Origin of the sequence: Hoeflea algicola (assembly GCF_026619415.1) — a bacterium.
Classification (GTDB): domain Bacteria; phylum Pseudomonadota; class Alphaproteobacteria; order Rhizobiales; family Rhizobiaceae; genus Hoeflea; species Hoeflea algicola.
Map to the genome: position 1 here is coordinate 3,462,474 of NZ_JAOVZR010000001.1, position 19,781 is coordinate 3,482,254.

Consider the following 19,781-nt stretch of genomic DNA (forward strand, 5'->3'; position numbering starts at 1 on the left):
AGGACAAACAGATGGAAACACAAGCCAAGACAGAAACATTCACGCATGGAACGCGGTTCTATGCTCAGCCCTACGACATCATGGCGTGCGGGTTCTTTTTCGAAAGTGCGGAGGACTACACCGCCAAGCGGGATACCTGCCGCAATGCCCACGGGCAGGTGGTCGAGGAATTCGAAATTCAGTTCATTGATGGCGATGGTCTGGACGAGCAGCTTTTTGATGCGCTTTCCGCCAATCAGGCGACAATCATCCCATTTATGGATCGGCTGGAGACATGGGAGGACTGGCAGAAAAAGGATGTGATCGTCGCCGTCGGTGAATGCGGCTACAGCTTTAACTTTGAGACAGACGACCCCGACGATCTGGACGTTGATCTTTATACCGAGATGACGCTTTCCGATCTGGCTTACCAGTTTGTCGATGAAGGGCTATTCGGTGACATCCCCGCCAGCATCGCTAACTATATCGATTACGATGCCATCGCCCGCGATCTGGGCATGGATTACACCGAAATCACCATTGCAGGCGAAACCTGCGTCTATCGGTGCGGGTGATGGTCATGCAGCAGCATTCTCAAACCACGCATTGCGGCTATGGCGCCGGACATCCTTGGTATTATCTTTTGGATGGCGCGGTGCTCACGCCCAAACAGATCAAAGAGAAGGTCAGGCGCAGCGGCTACAAGGGCTATCTGGGCGAAGAGATTGCAGCTGCAGACAGAAAACCAGAGCCGCAGCGATCACAGACTTTGCGGAGTTTGCGCGCCCGCGCTGTGGATGAGTTGAAACGCGATATCAGTGGCTATCGCCGCCGCGCGCTTGACCTGCACCGTTATCGCACCGCGAACCCGCTGCCAGAGCGCCCAACATGCTGCGCTGATATTCATACCAATATCAGCCTCAAGCATAATCATCTGGTCAATGATTTCGCGCACCTGATCACCATTGATGCGCTGCTCAGCGTTCAGGCTGATCTTTTCGGGCTTTAAACCTCGTTCTCGTCGAGCGGGTTGTGCATGAAATCAGGAAATGGATCATCCCTCTTCACGCGGTCACACATATCCCAGTAAAGCCAATCCATCAGGTTTTCGGAAAGGGTTTTGTCCTCGCGATATTCGTCGCATCGCTTGATCCACGCTTCCATGTTCTCGTCATGGGTCTCAATCACCCAATCGACATAGCGCCAATAGATCGCGGGAAGAACAACGCGCTCATCCATATCAAAGGCATTTTTGACAAACCGTCCTACGGGCTGCGCACTCGGTGTCTGGGGCTGACTTGCAAGATATTTTTCAAATTCATACTGATCCATAAGCAAGGATAGCAGACCGATGACTCGCTCTGCTATCCGAACATATTCCTAGCGATCGCGCCCGTGATCTTTATCGGGCGTTCGTGGGGCAATCGGCTTGAACTCCCGCTCTGGAGGATCAAGCACGGTGTGGACTTTCTCCAAAGCCTCGCGATCTCGGGCCGTTTGCGGTGCGATGTCCCACCCACGATCATATCGGGCGGCAATCCGATCACCGTCCATGATCTCAAGTTTCGCAATCTTGCCGCCGCCGATCCCTCGTTGTGACGGCAGATCATTCACCTTGGCCGCAAAGCGATATCCGTCCATAGACAGGATTTTTCCGTCAACGGATAAATCCTTGTCGAAGTCATCTTTCTTCACCCCAAGGCTCATTGGTTTGGTCGGCACAATGGGTGCAGCCAAACCTCGCTTTGTGCCAAGTGCGCCGCGCGGTGCGAGATTGGCTGCGCTGCCGTCTGGGATATGGGTGGGTGGTTTGGGCGTACGGTCCACATTGTCCTTATCCCGTTCAGGGTTCAGTTCAAGCGGGTCTTTGATCTGGCTTTCCCTGGCGGGCGTATGGTGGCTGGCATCATGAAACGGACCTGTAGGGCGCTTTACCATTTCGCCCTCCCGCGCCAAATATGTGCAAAGCCGCCTGTGGCGGAGCCGCTTGTCTGCCAGAATTCACCCGAGACATCCTCGGGATAATGCGGCGGGTAGTGCCGGTCAAAACTGTCATCAATGGCGGCAAGAATGCCGCGCCTGGCAAACAGGCGTAGCAGCTCCAATGGACCGTTCGGGTCGTCGAGCGGCTGCTCATCTAGGGCAATCGGCAGGCCACCAAGGCGTGCAGCGCGGCACAGCGCGGGTAGGTCGAGTGTGACCAGAACAGTCACGGCGTCATTCGGGTGATCAGACATGATCATCTCCATGGGTTCGAATATCGAATGATGGGGTGAGGAGCGGCGGGGCTGCGCCCCGCCGCAAGTGTCATCGGTCAGGCTTCGCCGGAGCCGTCATCCGCGCGCTGCGCTGGGTCCTTGGCATGCAAATTGACGCCGAGGTGCTTGAGGTCAGGGTCTTCAAACCACGGCTTCTTGTCCGCGATGATCGGGTTCATATTGCCGACAAAAACAAGCTGCTTTGTCTGATCCATGCGCATCAGCTGATCGGGGTACGCGAGCTGGCGTTGCACTGCGCTCGTGGTGTCCGTGCTGGAGGTTGATGAAGAATCCGACCCACTTGCACCGAAACTCTTGCTCACCGACCTGCCGATCGCGTTGGAAAGAGACCACACGGTTTGCACCCCGCACAGGCTTGAGAAGTAGTCCGCCGTGAACTTGTCACGCGACCCGAAATACTGGATCACACCGGCATTGGCGACGAAGCTCTCCCAGCCGTCCCCATAGATGCTTTTGAGCTGGCTCAGATTCTGGCACACGACGTGAATACGAAGACCATAGCCTGCCAGCAGACCGAAGCCTTTTTCGACCATTGGCAGCCGCCCGAGCGCCGGCATCTCGTCAAGGATGAACAGCACCGGTTCTTTCGGCTGCTCCTCAATATTGCGGGCATTGAGGTTCAAAGCCTGCTCGATCAGCAGTCGCGGAAACCGCCCATGGCTATTGAGCTTCTCAGGCGGCAAGACCACATAGATCGTCATGCGTTTGGTCTTCAGATCCGCGAACGAGAAATCCGACCGTGACAGACTTTCACGAATGCCAGGGCTCTCCAGAAACTGCGTCTGGGATTGCACCGTTGCCAGCACGTTCGAGCGTGTCTTCTCATCCATTTGCAAGTACTGCCGACCGATATTGGCGACAAACGGACGCGTGCTTTTGGACATGCGCTTGAACAGCGTATTCGTATTCTCGCCATCCATCATGATAAGGTCACGAAACCGTCCCAAATCCCGTTCGCCGCGCTCATCGGGATTGGTGGCGATCTCGCCGATCAGTCCTTGCGTGAGCCCTTTGGCGGAATCGGTAAAGAACGGCTCTCTCTCGGACGATACAATCTTGGCTTCAGCCAGAACCATGCAGTCATCGACCAAAGACACATCGCCTGCATCCATCTCGTCGAGCGGATTGTAGCAAGAAGTCTCCATGCCCGTGATCCCGTCAGGATCGACGATATGAATCTCGTGACCCATGGCACGGCGATGCTCCGCCGTGATCATCGCATTCTCGCCCTTCGGATCGATGACGACGATTGATCCAGGATAGGTCAGCAGAGTGGGGATAATCACGCTTGTGCCCTTGTGCGTGCGGCTGGGAGCGCACAGAAACCCGTGCATCGTTCCGCCGTAGTGAAGAGCAGTGCTGGTCCCCAGGTGGTCACGATAACCGATGCGGACACCTTCGGGATCGAACAGACCTGCTTCATCGATTTCGGCGTCCGAGGCCCATTTACTATCCCCGAAGGTTTTGGGCGGGGTCATGAAGCGCTGCATCGCAGAGCGCGCCCAATAGCCAAGACCGATCATAAAGGCGGCAAGGCAGAGAAAGGGAGTGAGACCCCAGCCGAGCCATCCGTTATCAAGAACGGCTGTCAGCACCAGAAGCGCCATGACGGAGAAAGTAATAAACTGGCGAAACGGCGCGGCTTGCGGCGACATGAACCAGCCAATGCCAAATCCCACGCCGCCCGACAAGGCGATCAAAAAGAAGCGAACAGGCGCGAGATTGGGAGCATTATAACTGCGGCGCACCGGATTGCCCCAAAAATCACGGGCAGTCTGCGCTATGGCATCATGATCAATGCCAAAGGAAATAAGCCCGAAGGCTGCGACGCTGAGTAGCGCCAAGTGGTAAGAGCGTTTCATGGATGATTCCTCTCGAAACGGGGTTGTAGACCCGTCCCAACTACACACCATCCACCGCCAACACTCCGGCAGCCAAAAGGGTAATTCGGGTAATCGCCTGAAAAACCAAAACTGGTCGTGAGTTATAGAAACGCTTTCTATAACTCAGGGCGTGGAATCTGGGACATCAAGAATGATCGGAATCCGCCACTATGCGCGCTATGGACTGCGAGGCATGGTCGATAATGGCGAGTAGTCCTCAAGCAGGTCTGACTGCAAAGAAGCCAATTTCATAGAAATAATCCCCCTTATTTGTTAGTAAAAAACAACAAAACATTGATTTGCAAACAAATATATCGTGTATTGATCTATGATTATTGGCGATTCACACATTTGTATGGTTTTTTGATGTTAAATTGAGATGTTAAAAGGAATTTTATATTGCAAAAATTGGTACGCACGAAATCTCTTTCGTGCGATTTTTGCATTCTTAGTCCTGTCGTCTGTGACCCTTGGCGCATTGGCTCATTCTGAGCCATATCCCATGCAGAACGAACCTTCGTTTGACACTGCCGCCACCGATCAGAATACCCAAACCCTGCAGAGAACCTTTGACGCCCTCCAAGCCGTCGGCAACGCGGCCAATAGCGGCAATGCCGATGAGGAATCGCTGCGCCAAGCCTGTGGCTTTTTAGAGCAACAAAGCACGCTTGCCCTGCAAGGGATCATGAATGATCGTTTTAAAAACAGCTCTCTCCTCTCTGGCTATGCAGGCACCCGCATAGAATCACTGGCTTTGGCCCAAGGGCAATCCGCGCTTGCAGGATCACTCTCCTCAACATGCGCGGCATTGACGGGGATGGGCAGCGGCGACATCACATCGGGCATTGACCCACTCCGGCTTAAAGACATGGCTCTTGGTCTCGCCTTTAATGAAGGGGTCGGATTGCTCAAAAGCTCAGGCCTGCCCTTTACGGGTCGTTTAGAGATTAGCGGCGATCTGATGAGTCGCGGTGCCTCGGGATGGGAAGTCCTGACCGTCCAGCCATTGTGGCAGGACCCGACAGGACAAGACCATATTTTTACCCAGCTCTCGCTCAATCACACTGAAGGACGGGAGGGCTATGCCGAAGGCGACACGCTGAACGCAGGCTTGGCTTATCGCCATCTCTCTGATGATCGTTCGACGGTCTATGGTCTCAATGCTTTTTGGGATCATACCTTCGAGAGAAACCACAACCGCATGAGTATCGGCGCGGATGTGCAAACATCAGAACTCGGCGCATCGGTCAATCGCTATATCCCTCTCTCCTCATGGAAGGGCATCGACGATTACACCGAAGAGCGCGCGTCATGGGGCTGGGATCTACAACTCCAAGGACGCGTCCCCTCGCTGCCGTCATGGCAGGCGAATGTAACGGGGTTCCAATGGTCATCGAACCAGAAAATGGAAGATAAAAAAACCTACGGCTATGATGTGGGCGTGCAATGGCAGCCCGTGAATGCGTTCGTCTGGGACGCAGGGGTTCGAAACGAGCAAGACGCATCGCCGCAGTTCCACACGCAGTTCCGGTTGGTTTATAAGTTTAATGAACCGATTGAGACGATGTGGAATCGCCGCGTTCAACTCACCGATGTGAGCGAGCGCGTCTATGACAAGGTCCGCCGCGAAAACGCCGTGCGCGTAACGCAGCGCACCAAAGAATCCGCTTATGTGACCGTACAACAAACCATCGGCGCAAACACGGCAACGCTGGCCAGTGGCGCCGTTCAATCCCTGCAGACAGGGCAGCAACTGCCGCGTCCGTTTACGGTGCAAGTCTCCGCTGCGGGCGGGTCTGTTGCGCGTCTGGTCTTTCGCGATGGCGCGGTGTTGACGATTGGGGCGGGATCGACCGTGCGGGTTGAATCAACCCTCATCACGCTTCTCTCTGGCACGCTGCAATATGTGTCTGGCGCAGGGACCGTCAATCTGGCGGCACCAGGATCAACAGTGACTTTGCTCGGAACAGATGTTGACCTTTCAACTAACGGCACGACTTCAACTTTACGCGTCCGTGATGGCGGCGCTGTGATTGCGGGCACGAATGCAGGCAGTACAACACTGAACCCTGGTGAGGCGGCGGCGGCGGTGTCTGGCGTTGTGGGCGCGTCATTGGCGACCAACAATGCGACCTATATTACGCACACCGATAACATCAGCGCACAAATCGATCGCGTAGCGGCCCCACTCACAGGGGGCAAGGTCGCGCCGTACGCCAGCGAAGCGCCGCGCATGACTACCACCACGACCACGACGGGGCAGACCATCGGTCTTGCGCTTAAATTTAACAGCCCTGTGACCGTTGGCACGGGTGGCGGCACGCCGCAGCTGGTATTGAACATCAACGGCAATACGCGTCAGGCGACCTATAATGTAGGAACGGGCACAGATGAGCTCAGCTTTACTTACGTTCTGCAAGGAGGCGATGCAGGCACCAATCTGTTAACGGTGCAAAGCCTTGATCTGAATGGCGGCACGATTACAGGCAACGGCAAAAATGCCGTGATCACTATCGCCGATAAAGTTCTCAACATGGCGGGCGGCAGCGATATAGCGGCACCAATAGGATATGTGGTGGCGTTCACCACGGACCCCGTGACGGCGGCGAATGTATCAGCGGCGGCGTTCCAAATCACAGGAGCAGAGGTAGGCGCGACCTATAATTACACCATCAGCTCATCTGGCGGCGGAACAAATGTGACAGGCACGGGCACGATTACAACGGCAACGCAGGACATCACAGGCATTGATCTTGTTGGATTGGGTGATGGCACACTCACCGTTTCCCTGACGCTCACTGATACCAACAGCAATATCGGGGCGGCGGTCACCGATACGGTCACGAAAAACGCCGTCGCGCTTGCGCTTGATTTTGTGAATGGGGCCTATGCGTTGAACGGCACGTCCTACGGCTCCTTCGCCGCCATCCCCGGCGCGTCCTTTACTCGTGCCAATCCCGCAACAACCTATGCTGAAGATTCATCGGGTAACCTTGTCGCCTTCGCTGCCAACGAACCACGCATCACTGATAAAGGATTGCTTGTTGAGGGGAGCAGAACGAATTTACTTGCAAGAAGTGAGGAGTTTGACGATGGGGTATGGTTAAAAAGTAATACGCTTATATTTGCAAATTCTGCAGTAGCCCCTGACGGAACAACCACAGCAGACAAAGTTGTTTGGAGCTCGGCATCAGGTGCGCAACACTCTGTTAACAGGGCGAACAACCCAGTGTCAGTAACGAATGGAAGAACTTATGTTTATTCGGTTTGGTTAAAGGCGGCCGAGATGACAACAGCTATGGTGTTTTTTACAAACATGCTTCCCACCAATAACTACGTAACAGTGGATCTATCAAACGGTACAATCACCTCAGGAACAGCAACCATACAAAATCATGGAAATGGATGGTATCGTGTAACATCAACGGGGCTGGCAAACAATACTACAACGGTTCCGTTAGTGTGGCCTAATGGAACTGGAACAGGGGCTGGTGATGAAACATCCGGTCTTTACATCTGGGGTGCTCAACTGGAAGAAGCCTCCTTCGCCTCGTCTTATATTCCTACTGCAGGTGCGCCCGTCACGCGTGATGCAGATGGTGTTCTTGTTGATCTGGGGGCTTGGTTTAATACTGTTGAGGGAACGGTTTTGGCTGAAGGTATTTCTGTGGCAAACGGAGGAGGAAGTCAGATCTTGTTGGGTTTGGGTGACGGTTCATTTAATTCAATGTCCATCCGTCAAACGAGTGGTGCGAGCCTTTATTTTATGGGACGGGAGAGTGGCAGCCCAGCTTTTGACACTGGGAACACAGGAATTTCTCTCAATGTTTTAAATAAGGTCGCGGGTAACTATAAAGAGGGCATGCCTCGTTCATTTTCAGTCAATGGAGATATTAATACTGGCGGCGTATTTGGTGCCGGATTTGCGGATGATTATCTGCGATTTGGTATAGGGCAATTTCCAGAAACTTCCCCAAATGGTTTATGGAATGGCTATATTCAGAAAACAGAATATCATCCGATCGCGGTTTCTAACGCTCAGTTACAAAGCTTAACAGCGCCGTAAATCCAACGCAGACCCTAAAGCCTCAATCCAGTCTCTCGCGTCCGCGTTTTGCTCCGCTCCACGTCCCGCATCCGCTCCATTTGATCCGCTGTTCGCATTGACTGCGCAATGTCGCGAGCAAGGATGCGCCGATCCTGGGCATGCTTGCGACGCAGCGTGTCGATTTGCCTTTGCAGAGATTGCCGCTCTTTCATCTGCACCTTGACTAGCCCATCGCGTTGGCTTTGGTCGCGCTTGAGGGCGTCCCATGCCTCCAATTCATTCTGGGATTTGATCTTCGCTGCCGACCCAGAGAGTTTTTGCCATACACCTTTAATGCCGCCGTCAATGCGGGCTGATCGCTCCTCCGTTTCGGCTTGCCATCTTTGCGCTTGCCCACGCTTGAGCTGGGCTCGCTCTATGCGATGGTTTGCGACCATCGCGGAGCGCTTGGTTTTCAGCGGTTCAAAGTCTTTTTCGTGTTTGCGATCTACCTCATCGATATAGCAATGCAGCGTATCACTGAGTTTGGATTGGATGATGTCGCGGGTCTGATCAACGCTGTACAAGTCCTGTGGATCACCGAGTCTTGCGTTCACCTCTTTAGTCTTGATGCCCAACATTCGCGCCACTGAGAACACTTCGCCCTTTGTATCCACGGCGACAAAGCCGCGCCGATCACCACGACACAGGAAATAGCCGCGCTCTTCCAGCGCGTTCTGGAGCCCCTTGGCGCTGTCCGAGAGATTCCAAGCATCGATAAAACTCTGTTTGATTTCGCGGGGATCGAGATTGACGCGCTTGGCTTGTTGCCATTCGGCAAGTGTGAAGTTCAGAGGGGATTTGCCACCATCACGGCGCAAACCATCTGGCAGGCTCCAGCCATGATCAAGATAGATCTGGCGCGCCAGATCATTGAGCTTGAGTTTGTAATGGGGAAGATTGATCGCCTTCATTGTTTTGGCGTCAATCCGAGACCACACCACATGGGCGTGTCGTCGCCCTTCTTTCTCGTGCAGGACAATGGCGCGCGGCTGGCCGCTCAACTTCAGCTTTTCTTCGGCACGGTTTATCGCATCGACAAAATCCTGCTCCGATCCGGTGTGGTCCTTGGGTGGGCTGAGGGACAGCGAGAACAGGAACTGCTCGCACTTGGTTCCTTTGGAGATCGCGTGCGCTTCAGCAAACGCGCCGTGCAGATCACGGGCAACAAAGCCGCGCACTTCCAGCACCGTCACGTGATCATTGTCACGGTCATTCATCAGATGGGCGGATAGGTTTGAAGCCGCGCCGCGTTGGGAGCCTTTGAGGATCATAGATCAATCCTCATTCCGTGAGGCGCGGGTAAAGCTCTGGGAGACGGATTCGACGAATTCCTCATCGCTCACCTGAAACCCCAGCGCCCGCATCAGCAAAAGGCGCATGGCAAGAATGTCCTGCGTCGCGCGTCTGATTTCCACAGGTGCATCAGGATCAAAGCTGAGCAGTCCCGTCTCGGCGGCTTCGGAGAGCTTTTTCAGACTCTCGCCAATCCGAGATTGACCGAGGCAAGCCAGTACTTCCGCCAACGCAACATGATCCTTCACCGGCGCGCGGCTTCCACGATGGCGCTTTCCTCCCTCACTTTCCGCGAACAGAACCGCGCGGATATAGCTGCCCAGAGCCATCTCGCCAGCGCGGCGGGACAACTCCTGCCGCTCGCCATCGGTGAGGCGCAACGCAAATGGCGTCGTCTTTGAAGACCCACCCGTTGCCTTTGATTTTCTGGAGCCGCTCATGGTCGTGGCCCCCGAAACAACGGGTGCTGATCAATCTTTTCTCCTTCTAAAATCGTAGACCAGTCTTCCAAAACATGTAAAAGTGAGTTCGAAGTAGCTCCGTCGAGCTCCACCATTTTCTTTCCAAATCCGCGATCTCGTTGAGACCCAGGCGACATCAGCGCCCTGGATGTTTTCCGTGTGACTCACGGGAAGCATGGAAGCGGCGCCTGACCGCAATCATTCAGGGCGTCGTTCCTTCAGAAAATGAACGATGGAGCGAACCCGGACGGGCGAATTTCGCACAGCTGTTCCCGGATGCCGAAAAATCTTCAGTTTGCCAGCGGTGAAGCTCTGATGCCGGAGGGCCAACGAAATGCATGCTTTGCCGCCACAAGCAGCAGTCAAAAAATGAGTGTGCAGTGTGTGTCTGAATGCATCGGTTAATACTTTTGCAGTGTCCGCATTACATAATTGCGGTGAAAATGTAGATCACATCATCCAAAGCTGGGAATATTTGTGGGAAAATTAAAGCTGGAGCTCCACCCGGCGCTGGCAAACGAATATTCGACGCGAATGGTCGTGGCCTACAAATACGGATCGCTGGTAATTACCGCCATCGGTCTGGGCTGGGCGGTGGTTTTTGCCGCCATCGGCTGGTGGGGAGTGGTGGCGTTGGATTTCGCCATCGTCGCCAGCGGACTCGCGATTTATCTGTTGATCCGGCGCGGCCATTTCACTTTCGGACTTCTGGCAGCCCAGGCCGCCCTGATGATGATCGTCATCATCATGGGGTTGCTTCTTGATGTGCCGACGGCGGAAGCGCCACGGGTCAGTCATCTTTTCCTGCTGGTTGTGGCGGCTCTGGGCTATCTCAATTATCAGCGGGAAAAGTCGCGTACACAATTAGTGCTGATCGGCCTGTGTCTGCTGGCGTTCATCGTGCTTGCGAGTGCGCCGCTGGAATCCTCCTTCGTCGTGACGATGCCTGACGTGCTGCGAAGCGCCGGCACCTGGGTCAATACCATCATGGCCACCACCATTCTCGCAGCTTGCATCCATGCAATGCAGGCCGAGTTCAACCGCAAGGACAAGTTCAGCCGCGATCTGATGACCGCCTTGTGGAACGATGAGTTCCAGCTCGCCTATCAGCCGCAGGTCGATCTGTCGCAAAACACAATCGGCGCCGAAGCGCTTCTGCGCTGGAACAGCCCGAAACGCGGGGCGGTCTCTCCTGCCGACTTCATTCCGCAGGCGGAAGAGCTTGGCCTGATGGTGGCCATCGGCGGCTGGGTGCTCGAAAGCGGCTGCCGTACATTGGCCGAATGGGGCAAGAAGCCCTGTTATCGGCATTTGAGCCTGTCCATCAATGTCAGCGCCAGCCAGCTTATGCACAAGGACTTCGAGACATTCGTGCACGACACGCTGGTCAAAACCCGCGCGGATCCGCACCGGCTGATCCTCGAATTGACCGAAAGCGTATTGGTGGCTGACATCGAGTTGGTGGTCGCCAAGCTTGATGCGCTGCGCAAACTTGGCATCACCATCGCGCTCGATGATTTCGGAACCGGTTATTCCTCTCTGTCTTATCTGCGTCGGTTGCCTATTCAGCAGATAAAGATCGACCGTAGCTTCGTGCAGGATGCGGTCAACAGCCCAGCCAGCGCCTCGCTCGTCAAGAATGTTGTCCTCATGAGCCGCGATCTTGGACACACCGTTCTGGCCGAAGGGGTGGAAACGATGGAGCAGCATGCTCTGTTGGCTCGTTTCGGCTGCGTCGAGTTTCAGGGCTATCTCTATGGCAAGCCGGTGGCATTGGCCGCTTTCGAGCAGGGCATTGAGGCCGAGGCAAGAGACGAGGCGCCGGAGCGGCTACACAGGCGCGGGTAACCGAGGGCAATGTTTTCTGTAATCTTGTGATGACAGTGACATCGCCTATGACGAAATTGAAGCCGCGATATCACCGCACCCTCAGGCCTGTCCGCAAGTGTCGTTGCCGGTCGTCTCGCGATTGTGCGGCATGCAGGTGAACGGGTGGAATGGTTGCCGCCGACGGGCAGTATTCCGCTCCTGCCAGGACGTCTGATTTTTCGATTGCATCAAAGCGGCCCGTTGCATTTGCTCAGCACCATTTTTTCAGGGTGTTTGCGCCGGTTTCCGACTGCATGACCCGGCCTGCAGGCCACTGCCGCGCGTGCCCGAAAGGGCCGTGTGGTCAGTTTCGCGTAAGCTTCGCTAATTATCAACCTGCCGGTAATGCCGTTGCCTTGGGATAAGCCGATGCGGCAGTTGATCTGATGTGGTCGAATCACCTAAAAGCAAAAAGCGTGCCTGTGTCGGCAGTTGGGCGATTTTGGCCCTTTCAGCGCGCGCCAGTAATGAGCCGGTTGGGATCAAATCCGGCGCTGTGTATGCGTTTTTGAGTACAATATGGGAGTTTACTTGCCGTGGTACTCAAACGTATCGTTAATGCGAAGCTGTGTTTTATTGCAGTCGCCGTTTCTGCATCACCTGCAGTATCCGGCGAAATTTCTCTGAGCAATACTGCCGTGACCCGCTCGGTCGCCGTGGTTCCGGTCGATGGCGGCGTTCTGACATATCAAACGACGTCGCGTGCAACGGTAAACCTCGATAGTGCCCCTGCAGCCCCGGACATGTTGGCTACCAGCGACAATCTGGTTATCGACACCACCAACCTGATCGCTGGCGCGGCCTACTCGATTTCGTCAGGCGCGGCTGCGACCAGTGGCAATGGTCAGTGGGGCGCTGCGTTTTCGCTCACCGATGCACATGGCATTGCCGGCTTCCTGTCAAACAGGCCAACGGCGGCCAACGCGGTCAATGGCGGCACCGCTTCGGCAAGCGCCACTGGCTCGGCGCCGAGCCTTTCGGCAGCGCAATATGACGGCAACAGCCAAATCAAGTTTCTGGTTGACGGTGTGCCCGCAGTCGATCTTTCCACATCGGTTTCCGACCAGCTGACGGTCACGGTTCCGGCCAATGCGCTTCCCACCAGCAACGGTTTTGTTGAGGCGCCCGGCACCGCAACCGGGGTTCACGTCTTTGGACCACCAGCCGGTGCCTCGGTTTTTGCTGCCGATGCCAATCTTTCCGCCATCCAGGCCGATGTGTCCGACACCGGTCCGGTGATGCTTCGAATTTCGCCCGGCACTGCTCCGGTTTCGGCCACAAGCCTGTTTGATGGTCGCGCCGCGATCGGCGCCTTCGCGCTGTCGACCGCAGAGGGTATCGACACGACAGTTGATTTTTCGGGCTCGTCCCTGTCGGTCACGACCAATGCAAGCAACGCCGGCGCGTTGCTGAGCCTTGGATCTTCCAACGCCGATGCGCTGACCTCGATCCTGATCGGTACCCACAACGCTGTGCTGCAAACGGCGGGGATCTCGTCGCCAGGCATGGTCGCCGGGCTGGTGGGCCGCAATACTGTGCGCCAACGAATGACGCTGGCCGGAGCCGGTGCCGCCGTCATTACCGGCGGCGCCAACAGCTGGGGCATCGTCAATTTTGCCTCAAGCCAGCTCGGTGATGCTGCCACTGATGTCGATCTGACCGGAAATGCGAGCCGTGTTACCACGGGTGGCGCCGGATCGGGCGGCGTCGTCGTCACAGCCGATGGCATCACCGCCGCTCGCGCGGGATTGGCGCTTGCAGGTGCTGATACGTCCGTTGCCACCGGCGGCGCCGATGCGCTCGGTGCCAGCGTGATAGCCCGGAGCCAAGGTGAGGGCGCTGCCGAGATTGACCTGTCCGGTGCCCGGGCATCGATCAGCACCGCTGGAGATCGTTCGACCGGGGTTCTGGTTTCTTCCTCGGGTGCTGCCGCCAGAGCCGCGATCAGTGTAACCGGTGCGGCCAGCGGAATTGAGACTGCAGGCCAGGACGCAACAGCCGTGGTGGCCCTGGCACATGGCCAGGACAGCGCCACCGCAGCACTGGATCTCTCGGGCGCCAGCAGCCGGGTCCGCACGTTTTCTACCAACGCTTCCGGATCGATGGTCACCGCTGATGCGCGCAACGCCACCACCACACTCTCGCTGTCGGGTGATGGCGCCAGCATCGAAACCCGCGGTTTGGGCTCGGCAGGACATATCGGCAGCGCGCTCGGCGCTGCAGCGGCGGTATCCACCGCTGATTTGAGCGGCGCCGGATCGGCAATCCGCACCTATGGCGACAACTCGGTGGGTGTGGCGCTGATGGCAATCGCCACCGATCCGGACAGCGTGCAAGGCGTTGCGCTGGGCATTACCGGTCCCGGCAGCGCTATCGAGACTTTCGGTGATAACTCGGTCGGCGCAAGCTTGCTTGGGGGAAGCGCCGGCCTGACAGTCGGCCCCGACGGACGGTTGGCGACGACCGGCGCGCTCTCGCATGCGGGTCTGTTCCTCGCCGATCAGGCCACAGTCGACATCAGCACCGGCGGGAGCGTTACGACCAATGCTGCGGATGCGTCCGGGCTGGTCTTCAGCAACCCGGCAAGCCGCAACAGGGTTGTCAACAACGGCCAGATAACGACCGGCGGGACCGGTATCGCCTCGGCGGGAACGCTCGTTCTGGCAAACACTGGCGCCATCAGGTCAGCTTCATCGGACGCGGTAAATCTGGCTTCTGGCCAAATCTTCAATTCCGGGCTTGTGACAGGTCTGCGTGGCATCGTCCGCGATGTGGCCGCCAGCGGTCCGGTCGTCATCGAAAACCGTGGCCCGGTTCGTGCCAACGCCGGACCTGGCGGCGTTGGCATCGAATTGGGTGGCGCCTACGACGATGAGCTTGCGGTTTCTCCTACCGGTATCATCGAGGGGACGATTGAACTGGGTGGCGGCAACGATCGGTTCGTGGCGCTGCCGGGCACGAATCTGGATTTCTGGTTCGAAACAGCTCCGGAAACGGTGGAAGCGCGAAGCGGTGTGCAATTGCCCCGACCCGATCCGCGTCATGTTGTGATCACCGACCCCGCTCATTTGACCAATGTTGCGGCCCAGTCCGGCCTGTTCGCCGCAAGAATGGCGGCGCGGCAATCCTCAGCCCTCGGCGTCGCCGCGCCGGCCGACCATTGTGGGGTAGAAATCTCGGCGCAGGCCAGCGCCCGCTACAGCCGGACCGGCGACGCGGGTGACCGGGCGGAAACCACATCGCGTGGCAGCGGGCTGTTGGCCGGGGTTGACCCCGAAGCATGTGCGGACGGCGGGTTGACGTTTTTTGCGGGGCTCGTTGCCTTGAACAAGGAAGCCGGCGCGGGTTCGCAATCGCAGAACCAGACCCTGTTTGGCGGCGGCCGGTATTCCACCAGCACGGAAAGCGGCCTGGCCATCGATTTTCTCGGAGGCATCGGCGTCATGGCCGGTGACAGCACCAGGCGTGTTCTCAACAACCGGGTTGTTGGCGGGGTTGAGCATGCGGTCGGCGACTATACCGAGTGGCTCACATTCGCCTCGCTGATGATCTCACGGCCGATGCAGGCAGACACTTTCGAGTACAGGCCCTTCATCCGCTCGGCGCTCGGTTATAGCGGCGGCTACCAGATGCAGGAATCCGGGATCACCAATCCGCTGCTGTTCGATCTGCGCAACAGCCTGGCCTACGAGGTGGATGCCGGCATCAGCGTGCATCTCGATCCCCGGGAAACCGACTTCGGCTCGGTTGGCTTTTCCTACTCGGCTGCACTCTCGGTTTCGGGATCTGACACTGCCGGCGCCGTGTTCATGAACGACGGCGCCAGTGCGGTATTCTCCAAAAACTCTGCCGAAGTAGGCGGCGTGATTGGGGCTGGTCTTGATATTAACTTCACCAATATTTCAGCCCGTCTGCAGATTGATTCACTGCTGGCCATCCGGCAACACGGAATCCAAGAATTCGAGATCACTTCCAAGTTTGCCTATAGTTTCTGAGACAAGGAATCTACCGCCGTTAACCACTCGCTAACCTTTGCTTGACATCGCGCTAAATTAGCATAACATTAATAACGTGTTAAGCGTAAGGAGTTGGGTATGTTCAGAGTAATAGCGGTCACGATTGGCGTTCTACTGTCAGTCGCTGTCGTCCAAGCAAGCGCAGCGACCAAATCTGTCAGGCATCCGACGATCACCATGAAGGCTGGCAATAGAGCCGGACTCCAAAACGTCTTCGCCTGGGATGCAAAATGCCGAACTGTCCGCGTCAGGGTGGCGGCACACAAGCCCAAAAAGGGCAAAGTATACCTTGTTAAATCAAAATTTGCTGTACCTGCAAGCCTGAGCCAGAAATGTGCCGGGCGGAAGGTCAGGGGATACAAGGTTGTGTTCAAGGCGGACAAGAACGCCAAGGGAACGACGCTGGTTACGTACCAGGTAAGTTCCGGGAATGTGAAAAATACAACTTTCAAATTCCGTAGAACGCTCAAGATAAAATAGAATATATCTGATTTAAGACTTCCAGTGCATGGTAATCTATCTGTTACCTTGGTGGATAGCTGTGTCCTGAAAGAAGAAGGAAGTGTTGACACTAAGTTCCCGAACATGAGTTCGGGGTAATCAGGGAGAGTGAAATGAAAATAAGAACAACTGCAATCACAATCAGTGCCTTGCTTCTGGGAGCAGGGATGGCCAGCGCACAAACCGTATCGCTCGGTGGTGGTGTTGGCGGCGGTCTCGCATTCGTTGCTGCTGGTGCCGGTGTTGCCGTCGCTGACACGTCAAACCTGGCCACCGGTGCAGGCGCCGCGTCAACAGTTGGCGTACCGTCGTCGGCTGCAACAGCGACGTCCAACAACAACTCGCAGGCCGGTACCGCCGGTAACGCCGTTGCCGCGGCTGCCGGTGGTTCGGTCGGCCTCGGCTGGGGTAGCGCTGCAGGGACGGCCCGGTCGGGTGCTGTGGCCGGCGGTCTTTCCGGCGCTGGCAGCATTTCCGCCGGTAACGCCGCAGGCGTAGCCTCAGGCACGTCCACGGGTGTGGCAGGCGCTGCCAATACCGGTGGTGCAGGCACGTCGGTTGCCGGTGGTTCGGGTGGCGGCACAGCTTCGGCTGCCGCAGGTCCCGGCGGTGCAGCTGCTTCCGCTGGAGGCGGTATCGGCGGCGGAGCGGCCGCTACCTACTAAACAAGGTGCGCCTATCGAACTTCCGGTTGCCTCTCGAGGCGACCGGATACGATACAATCTTGTAGGGGCTGATCTTTCGAGCTTGGCCTTGGGAAGGAGTTCGACATGAGCAACAAATACCCACGATACGCAAAGATGATGGGTAAGAATGCCATGGCAGTATCCCTTGCGGCGTTCGCGATGTCGGTCAGCCTGGTTGTTCCTGAAATCCTGGTCGTCTCAGCTGCCCAGGCGGGGCCTACCTGCGGACGCTTAGGTCAGAGCCTGCGCACTGATTGCATATGGCTGCCGGGCGGGGAGTCCCATGGGACCTCCAATTCTGGCGGTGGTGCCAGCAGTGGTGGCGGCAGCGGTGGAGGCGGCGGCGGCAGCAGTGGCGGCGGTGGCGGCAGTGGCGGTGGTTCCGGTGGATCATCATCCGGTATTCCCGGCAGCAGCGTCAGCCTGTCCGGTTCGGTGTCGCTGAGCGGCAGTGTTTCGGCCGGTGGACGTTCCATCAGCGTCAACCGCTCGGTGTCTGTTGATGGCAAAGTCCATGTGGGCGCAACGACCGCGCCTAACGCTGCATCCGGCTTCGGCGCGGGATACGGCATGAGTTCTGCAGGCTCGGTTGGTGATTCAACCGCATCCGGCAGCGGCGAGGGATCGGGTGACAGCATGAGCGAATCTGCTGACTCGGACTCGAGTGCTGAATCCAGCACCGGTGAAGGCGACGGCGGTTCGGTTGGTACCGGAGCCGGCGTTGGCACCAGTGGCAGCGTGGATTGACAACGGCGCCCGGTGCATTACCGGGCTGCCATTCAACACGCTTTGAAGGCTGGAATCTGGCGCATAGAGATTACCGCCTGAATCTACCCATTTGTGCGCGACATGCTCAAGTGTAACCCATCCGGTAATGACGGCGGTGCCGCTGACCCGGATGGGCCACGGCATGTGGGTCGGCGGCGCCGGGAACCAGCGATGGCCCGCAGCACCGCGCATCCAAATGGATGTGCAAAGGACGTCGCAGACGCATGAAATGATGAATCTGCGTTTTCGCTCAAATTAATCCATTTGAACGTGACCTACATTAAACCAGTAGGCCGATGGCCGCACCGCAAACGCGTCTTTCAGAGATCGTCCCGAGCCCCAATTAAAGCTGCAGTGCTCGCTTTGCGGGCAGCAATCGGCAAGTTTTTGATAACCAAGCGATTCAAAATCCCGAGCCGGCGCGCTTCAACTGCGTGCAATTCGACCTCCTTTTACCTGATCTGAACAGTTTCTCTGCCAAAGCTCGGTTTCGGGAAAGGCAGGGATACAACCATGGATGCTATGAGCGACAACCGCCAAGTGCCGCTGTGCATAGATCTTGATGGAACACTGATCGCCACGGATACGCTCTGGGAAGGGTTGATTTCCGTGTTGCTCAGGCGTCCGTGGCTGATTTTCTCCGCCATCGCCTGGGCGATTGCCGGCAAGGCTGTGCTCAAGCGCCAGGTGGCTGCGCGCCTCGGGCATCAGGGCAGCGACTGGCCCTACCGTACCGAAGTCATCGAGCGGATCAATTTGGCTCGCAAGTCCGGCCAACCAGTCTGGCTGGTAACCGGGGCGGCCCAGTCCACCGCCACCGCGATCGCCGATCATTTGGGTCTGTTTGACCGCGTGCTGCATTCCACCGATCAGGAAAACCTGACCGCGCTTCGCAAGCGTGACCGTTTGCTGGCGCTGTGCGGTGATGGCGGTTTTGATTATGTCGGCAACAGCCGTGATGACCTGGCCGTGTTCGACGCCGCCCGGCGCGCGATCATCGTCGCTCCGGATGCGGCAGCCAAACGCTGGGCTGCCCGGCACGAGTCCGAACTGCTGCCGCTGGCAAAAGTCTCGCCATTGGCGATCCTCAAGTCGATCCGCGTCCATCAATGGCTCAAGAACGTGTTGATCGCGGTGCCGGTGGTGCTCAATCATGAATTGGCCGATACCGGCCTGATCCTGGCAGCTGTCGCCGCCTTCTTCTCCTTCAGTTTCCTCGCCTCGGCGGTCTATATCGTCAACGACATTTCCGATCTTACCAATGACCGGCAGCATCCGCGCAAGCGCCTGCGGCCGCTGGCAAGCGGCGCCGTCTCGCTGCCGGTGATCAGCGTTTGCGCGGTGCTCCTGCTTTTGGCTTCGGTCGGGCTCGCAAGTCTGCTGCCGCCGCTGTTCTGGGCGGTCCTCGCCGTCTATGCGGCAATCACCACCACCTACACTTTCGTGCTCAAGCGCAAACTGCTGGTCGATGTTTTCACCTTGGCGGCGCTTTACACCGTGCGGATCATCGCCGGCGCCGCAGCAACCGGAACCGAATTGTCATTCTGGCTGCTGGCGTTCTCGATTTTCTTTTTCCTGAGCCTGGCGCTGGTCAAGCGTTTTGTCGAACTCGACGAACTTGCCGATGACGATGCTACCCAACTGATGGGGCGTTCCTATGTTGGCGGCGACAAGGACATGATTGCCCAGGCAGGGGTCGCCTCGGCGTTTTCGGCGGCGATGGTTCTGGCGCTCTATGTTGACAGCAAGGAAGTGGCCTCGATGTATGCGCAACCCTGGCTGCTGTGGCCTTTGTGCCCGCTGATCCTCTACATGCTGCTCAGGATCTGGATCCTCGCTCGCCGCTCGCAAATGCACGAAGATCCGGTGGTGTTCATCATGCGCGATTGGCGCAGCCAGCTGGCGACGTTATCGGGCGCGGCGCTGGTCATCCTCGCCACCGTGCAAGTCTGATCG

15 protein-coding genes are annotated in these 19,781 nt (G+C 57.0%); 9 read left to right on the forward strand and 6 right to left on the reverse strand.

The features are described from left to right. Positions 1–11 precede the first annotated feature (11 nt). On the forward strand, positions 12–554 hold the full coding sequence (locus OEG84_RS16910) for an antirestriction protein ArdA (protein ID WP_267654834.1): 543 nt from the start codon (positions 12–14) through the stop codon (positions 552–554). A 5-nt stretch (positions 555–559) separates the two neighbouring features. Then, positions 560–988 (forward strand): hypothetical protein, encoded by a 429-nt coding sequence (locus OEG84_RS16915; protein ID WP_267654835.1) that lies wholly within the window; start codon positions 560–562, stop codon positions 986–988. Here the strand turns inward: OEG84_RS16915 and OEG84_RS16920 are convergent. The 4 genes from OEG84_RS16920 to OEG84_RS16935 form a co-directional block, all read right to left on the reverse strand. Beyond that, positions 985–1,311 carry a hypothetical protein gene (locus OEG84_RS16920; RefSeq protein ID WP_267654836.1) on the reverse strand — a complete coding sequence of 109 codons (327 nt, stop codon included), beginning with the start codon at positions 1,309–1,311 and terminating at the stop codon, positions 985–987. The two genes, OEG84_RS16915 and OEG84_RS16920, sit on opposite strands and share 4 nt — an antisense overlap. A 48-nt stretch (positions 1,312–1,359) precedes the next feature. Beyond that, on the reverse strand, positions 1,360–1,917 hold the full coding sequence (locus OEG84_RS16925) for a DUF7678 domain-containing protein (protein ID WP_267654837.1): 558 nt from the start codon (positions 1,915–1,917) through the stop codon (positions 1,360–1,362). Next, the gene (locus OEG84_RS16930) at positions 1,911–2,216 is read right to left on the reverse strand and encodes a hypothetical protein (protein ID WP_267654838.1); all 306 of its coding nucleotides are present in this window, start codon (positions 2,214–2,216) and stop codon (positions 1,911–1,913) included. The genes OEG84_RS16925 and OEG84_RS16930 overlap by 7 nt, the downstream gene beginning before the upstream one ends. A gap of 77 nt (positions 2,217–2,293) precedes the next feature. Beyond that, positions 2,294–4,120, reverse strand: coding sequence for a type IV secretory system conjugative DNA transfer family protein (locus OEG84_RS16935; protein WP_267654839.1), 1,827 nt, complete (start codon positions 4,118–4,120; stop codon positions 2,294–2,296). A 523-nt stretch (positions 4,121–4,643) separates the two neighbouring features. Between OEG84_RS16935 and OEG84_RS16940 the strand changes: the two genes are divergently transcribed. Next, positions 4,644–8,207 carry a phage head spike fiber domain-containing protein gene (locus OEG84_RS16940; RefSeq protein WP_267654840.1) on the forward strand — a complete coding sequence of 1,188 codons (3,564 nt, stop codon included), beginning with the start codon at positions 4,644–4,646 and terminating at the stop codon, positions 8,205–8,207. Between the two features lie 14 nt (positions 8,208–8,221). Here OEG84_RS16940 and OEG84_RS16945 read toward each other — a convergent pair whose 3' ends face one another. Both OEG84_RS16945 and OEG84_RS16950 read right to left on the reverse strand, forming a co-directional pair. After that, entirely contained in the window at positions 8,222–9,502 is a 1,281-nt protein-coding gene (locus OEG84_RS16945; protein WP_267654841.1) for a relaxase/mobilization nuclease domain-containing protein, read from the reverse strand. 3 nt (positions 9,503–9,505) lie between these two features. Next, positions 9,506–9,964 carry a hypothetical protein gene (locus OEG84_RS16950; protein WP_267654842.1) on the reverse strand — a complete coding sequence of 153 codons (459 nt, stop codon included), beginning with the start codon at positions 9,962–9,964 and terminating at the stop codon, positions 9,506–9,508. 498 nt (positions 9,965–10,462) lie between these two features. On the opposite strand from OEG84_RS16950, the gene OEG84_RS16955 reads away from it, so the two are divergent. From OEG84_RS16955 to OEG84_RS16980, 6 genes are all read left to right on the forward strand, one after another. Continuing rightward, entirely contained in the window at positions 10,463–11,833 is a 1,371-nt protein-coding gene (locus tag OEG84_RS16955) for a putative bifunctional diguanylate cyclase/phosphodiesterase (RefSeq protein ID WP_267654843.1), read from the forward strand. Positions 11,834–12,492: 659 nt separating this feature from the next. Next, positions 12,493–15,849, forward strand: coding sequence for a beta strand repeat-containing protein (locus tag OEG84_RS16960; RefSeq protein ID WP_267654844.1), 3,357 nt, complete (start codon positions 12,493–12,495; stop codon positions 15,847–15,849). A 99-nt stretch (positions 15,850–15,948) separates the two neighbouring features. Then, complete coding sequence (locus OEG84_RS16965) at positions 15,949–16,350, forward strand: hypothetical protein (RefSeq protein WP_267654845.1); 402 nt, start codon at positions 15,949–15,951, stop codon at positions 16,348–16,350. Positions 16,351–16,538: 188 nt separating this feature from the next. Beyond that, positions 16,539–17,036: a hypothetical protein gene (locus tag OEG84_RS16970; RefSeq protein ID WP_267654846.1), complete on the forward strand. Its 498-nt coding sequence runs from the start codon at positions 16,539–16,541 to the stop codon at positions 17,034–17,036. 105 nt (positions 17,037–17,141) lie between these two features. After that, positions 17,142–17,804 carry a hypothetical protein gene (locus tag OEG84_RS16975; RefSeq protein ID WP_267654847.1) on the forward strand — a complete coding sequence of 221 codons (663 nt, stop codon included), beginning with the start codon at positions 17,142–17,144 and terminating at the stop codon, positions 17,802–17,804. 534 nt (positions 17,805–18,338) lie between these two features. After that, complete coding sequence (locus OEG84_RS16980) at positions 18,339–19,778, forward strand: UbiA family prenyltransferase (protein WP_267654848.1); 1,440 nt, start codon at positions 18,339–18,341, stop codon at positions 19,776–19,778. Positions 19,779–19,781: the final 3 nt, after the last annotated feature.

Bases quoted from the DNA above. Each gene is read 5' to 3' on its own strand.
- OEG84_RS16910 (WP_267654834.1), top strand. From the start codon at position 12: ATGGAAACACAAGCCAAGACAGAAACATTCACGCATGGAACGCGGTTC.
- OEG84_RS16915 (WP_267654835.1), top strand. From the start codon at position 560: ATGCAGCAGCATTCTCAAACCACGCATTGCGGCTATGGCGCCGGACAT.
- OEG84_RS16920 (WP_267654836.1), bottom strand. From the start codon at position 1,311: ATGGATCAGTATGAATTTGAAAAATATCTTGCAAGTCAGCCCCAGACA.
- OEG84_RS16925 (WP_267654837.1), bottom strand. From the start codon at position 1,917: ATGGTAAAGCGCCCTACAGGTCCGTTTCATGATGCCAGCCACCATACG.
- OEG84_RS16930 (WP_267654838.1), bottom strand. From the start codon at position 2,216: ATGTCTGATCACCCGAATGACGCCGTGACTGTTCTGGTCACACTCGAC.
- OEG84_RS16935 (WP_267654839.1), bottom strand. From the start codon at position 4,120: ATGAAACGCTCTTACCACTTGGCGCTACTCAGCGTCGCAGCCTTCGGG.
- OEG84_RS16940 (WP_267654840.1), top strand. From the start codon at position 4,644: ATGCAGAACGAACCTTCGTTTGACACTGCCGCCACCGATCAGAATACC.
- OEG84_RS16945 (WP_267654841.1), bottom strand. From the start codon at position 9,502: ATGATCCTCAAAGGCTCCCAACGCGGCGCGGCTTCAAACCTATCCGCC.
- OEG84_RS16950 (WP_267654842.1), bottom strand. From the start codon at position 9,964: ATGAGCGGCTCCAGAAAATCAAAGGCAACGGGTGGGTCTTCAAAGACG.
- OEG84_RS16965 (WP_267654845.1), top strand. From the start codon at position 15,949: ATGTTCAGAGTAATAGCGGTCACGATTGGCGTTCTACTGTCAGTCGCT.
- OEG84_RS16970 (WP_267654846.1), top strand. From the start codon at position 16,539: ATGGCCAGCGCACAAACCGTATCGCTCGGTGGTGGTGTTGGCGGCGGT.
- OEG84_RS16975 (WP_267654847.1), top strand. From the start codon at position 17,142: ATGAGCAACAAATACCCACGATACGCAAAGATGATGGGTAAGAATGCC.
- OEG84_RS16980 (WP_267654848.1), top strand. From the start codon at position 18,339: ATGGATGCTATGAGCGACAACCGCCAAGTGCCGCTGTGCATAGATCTT.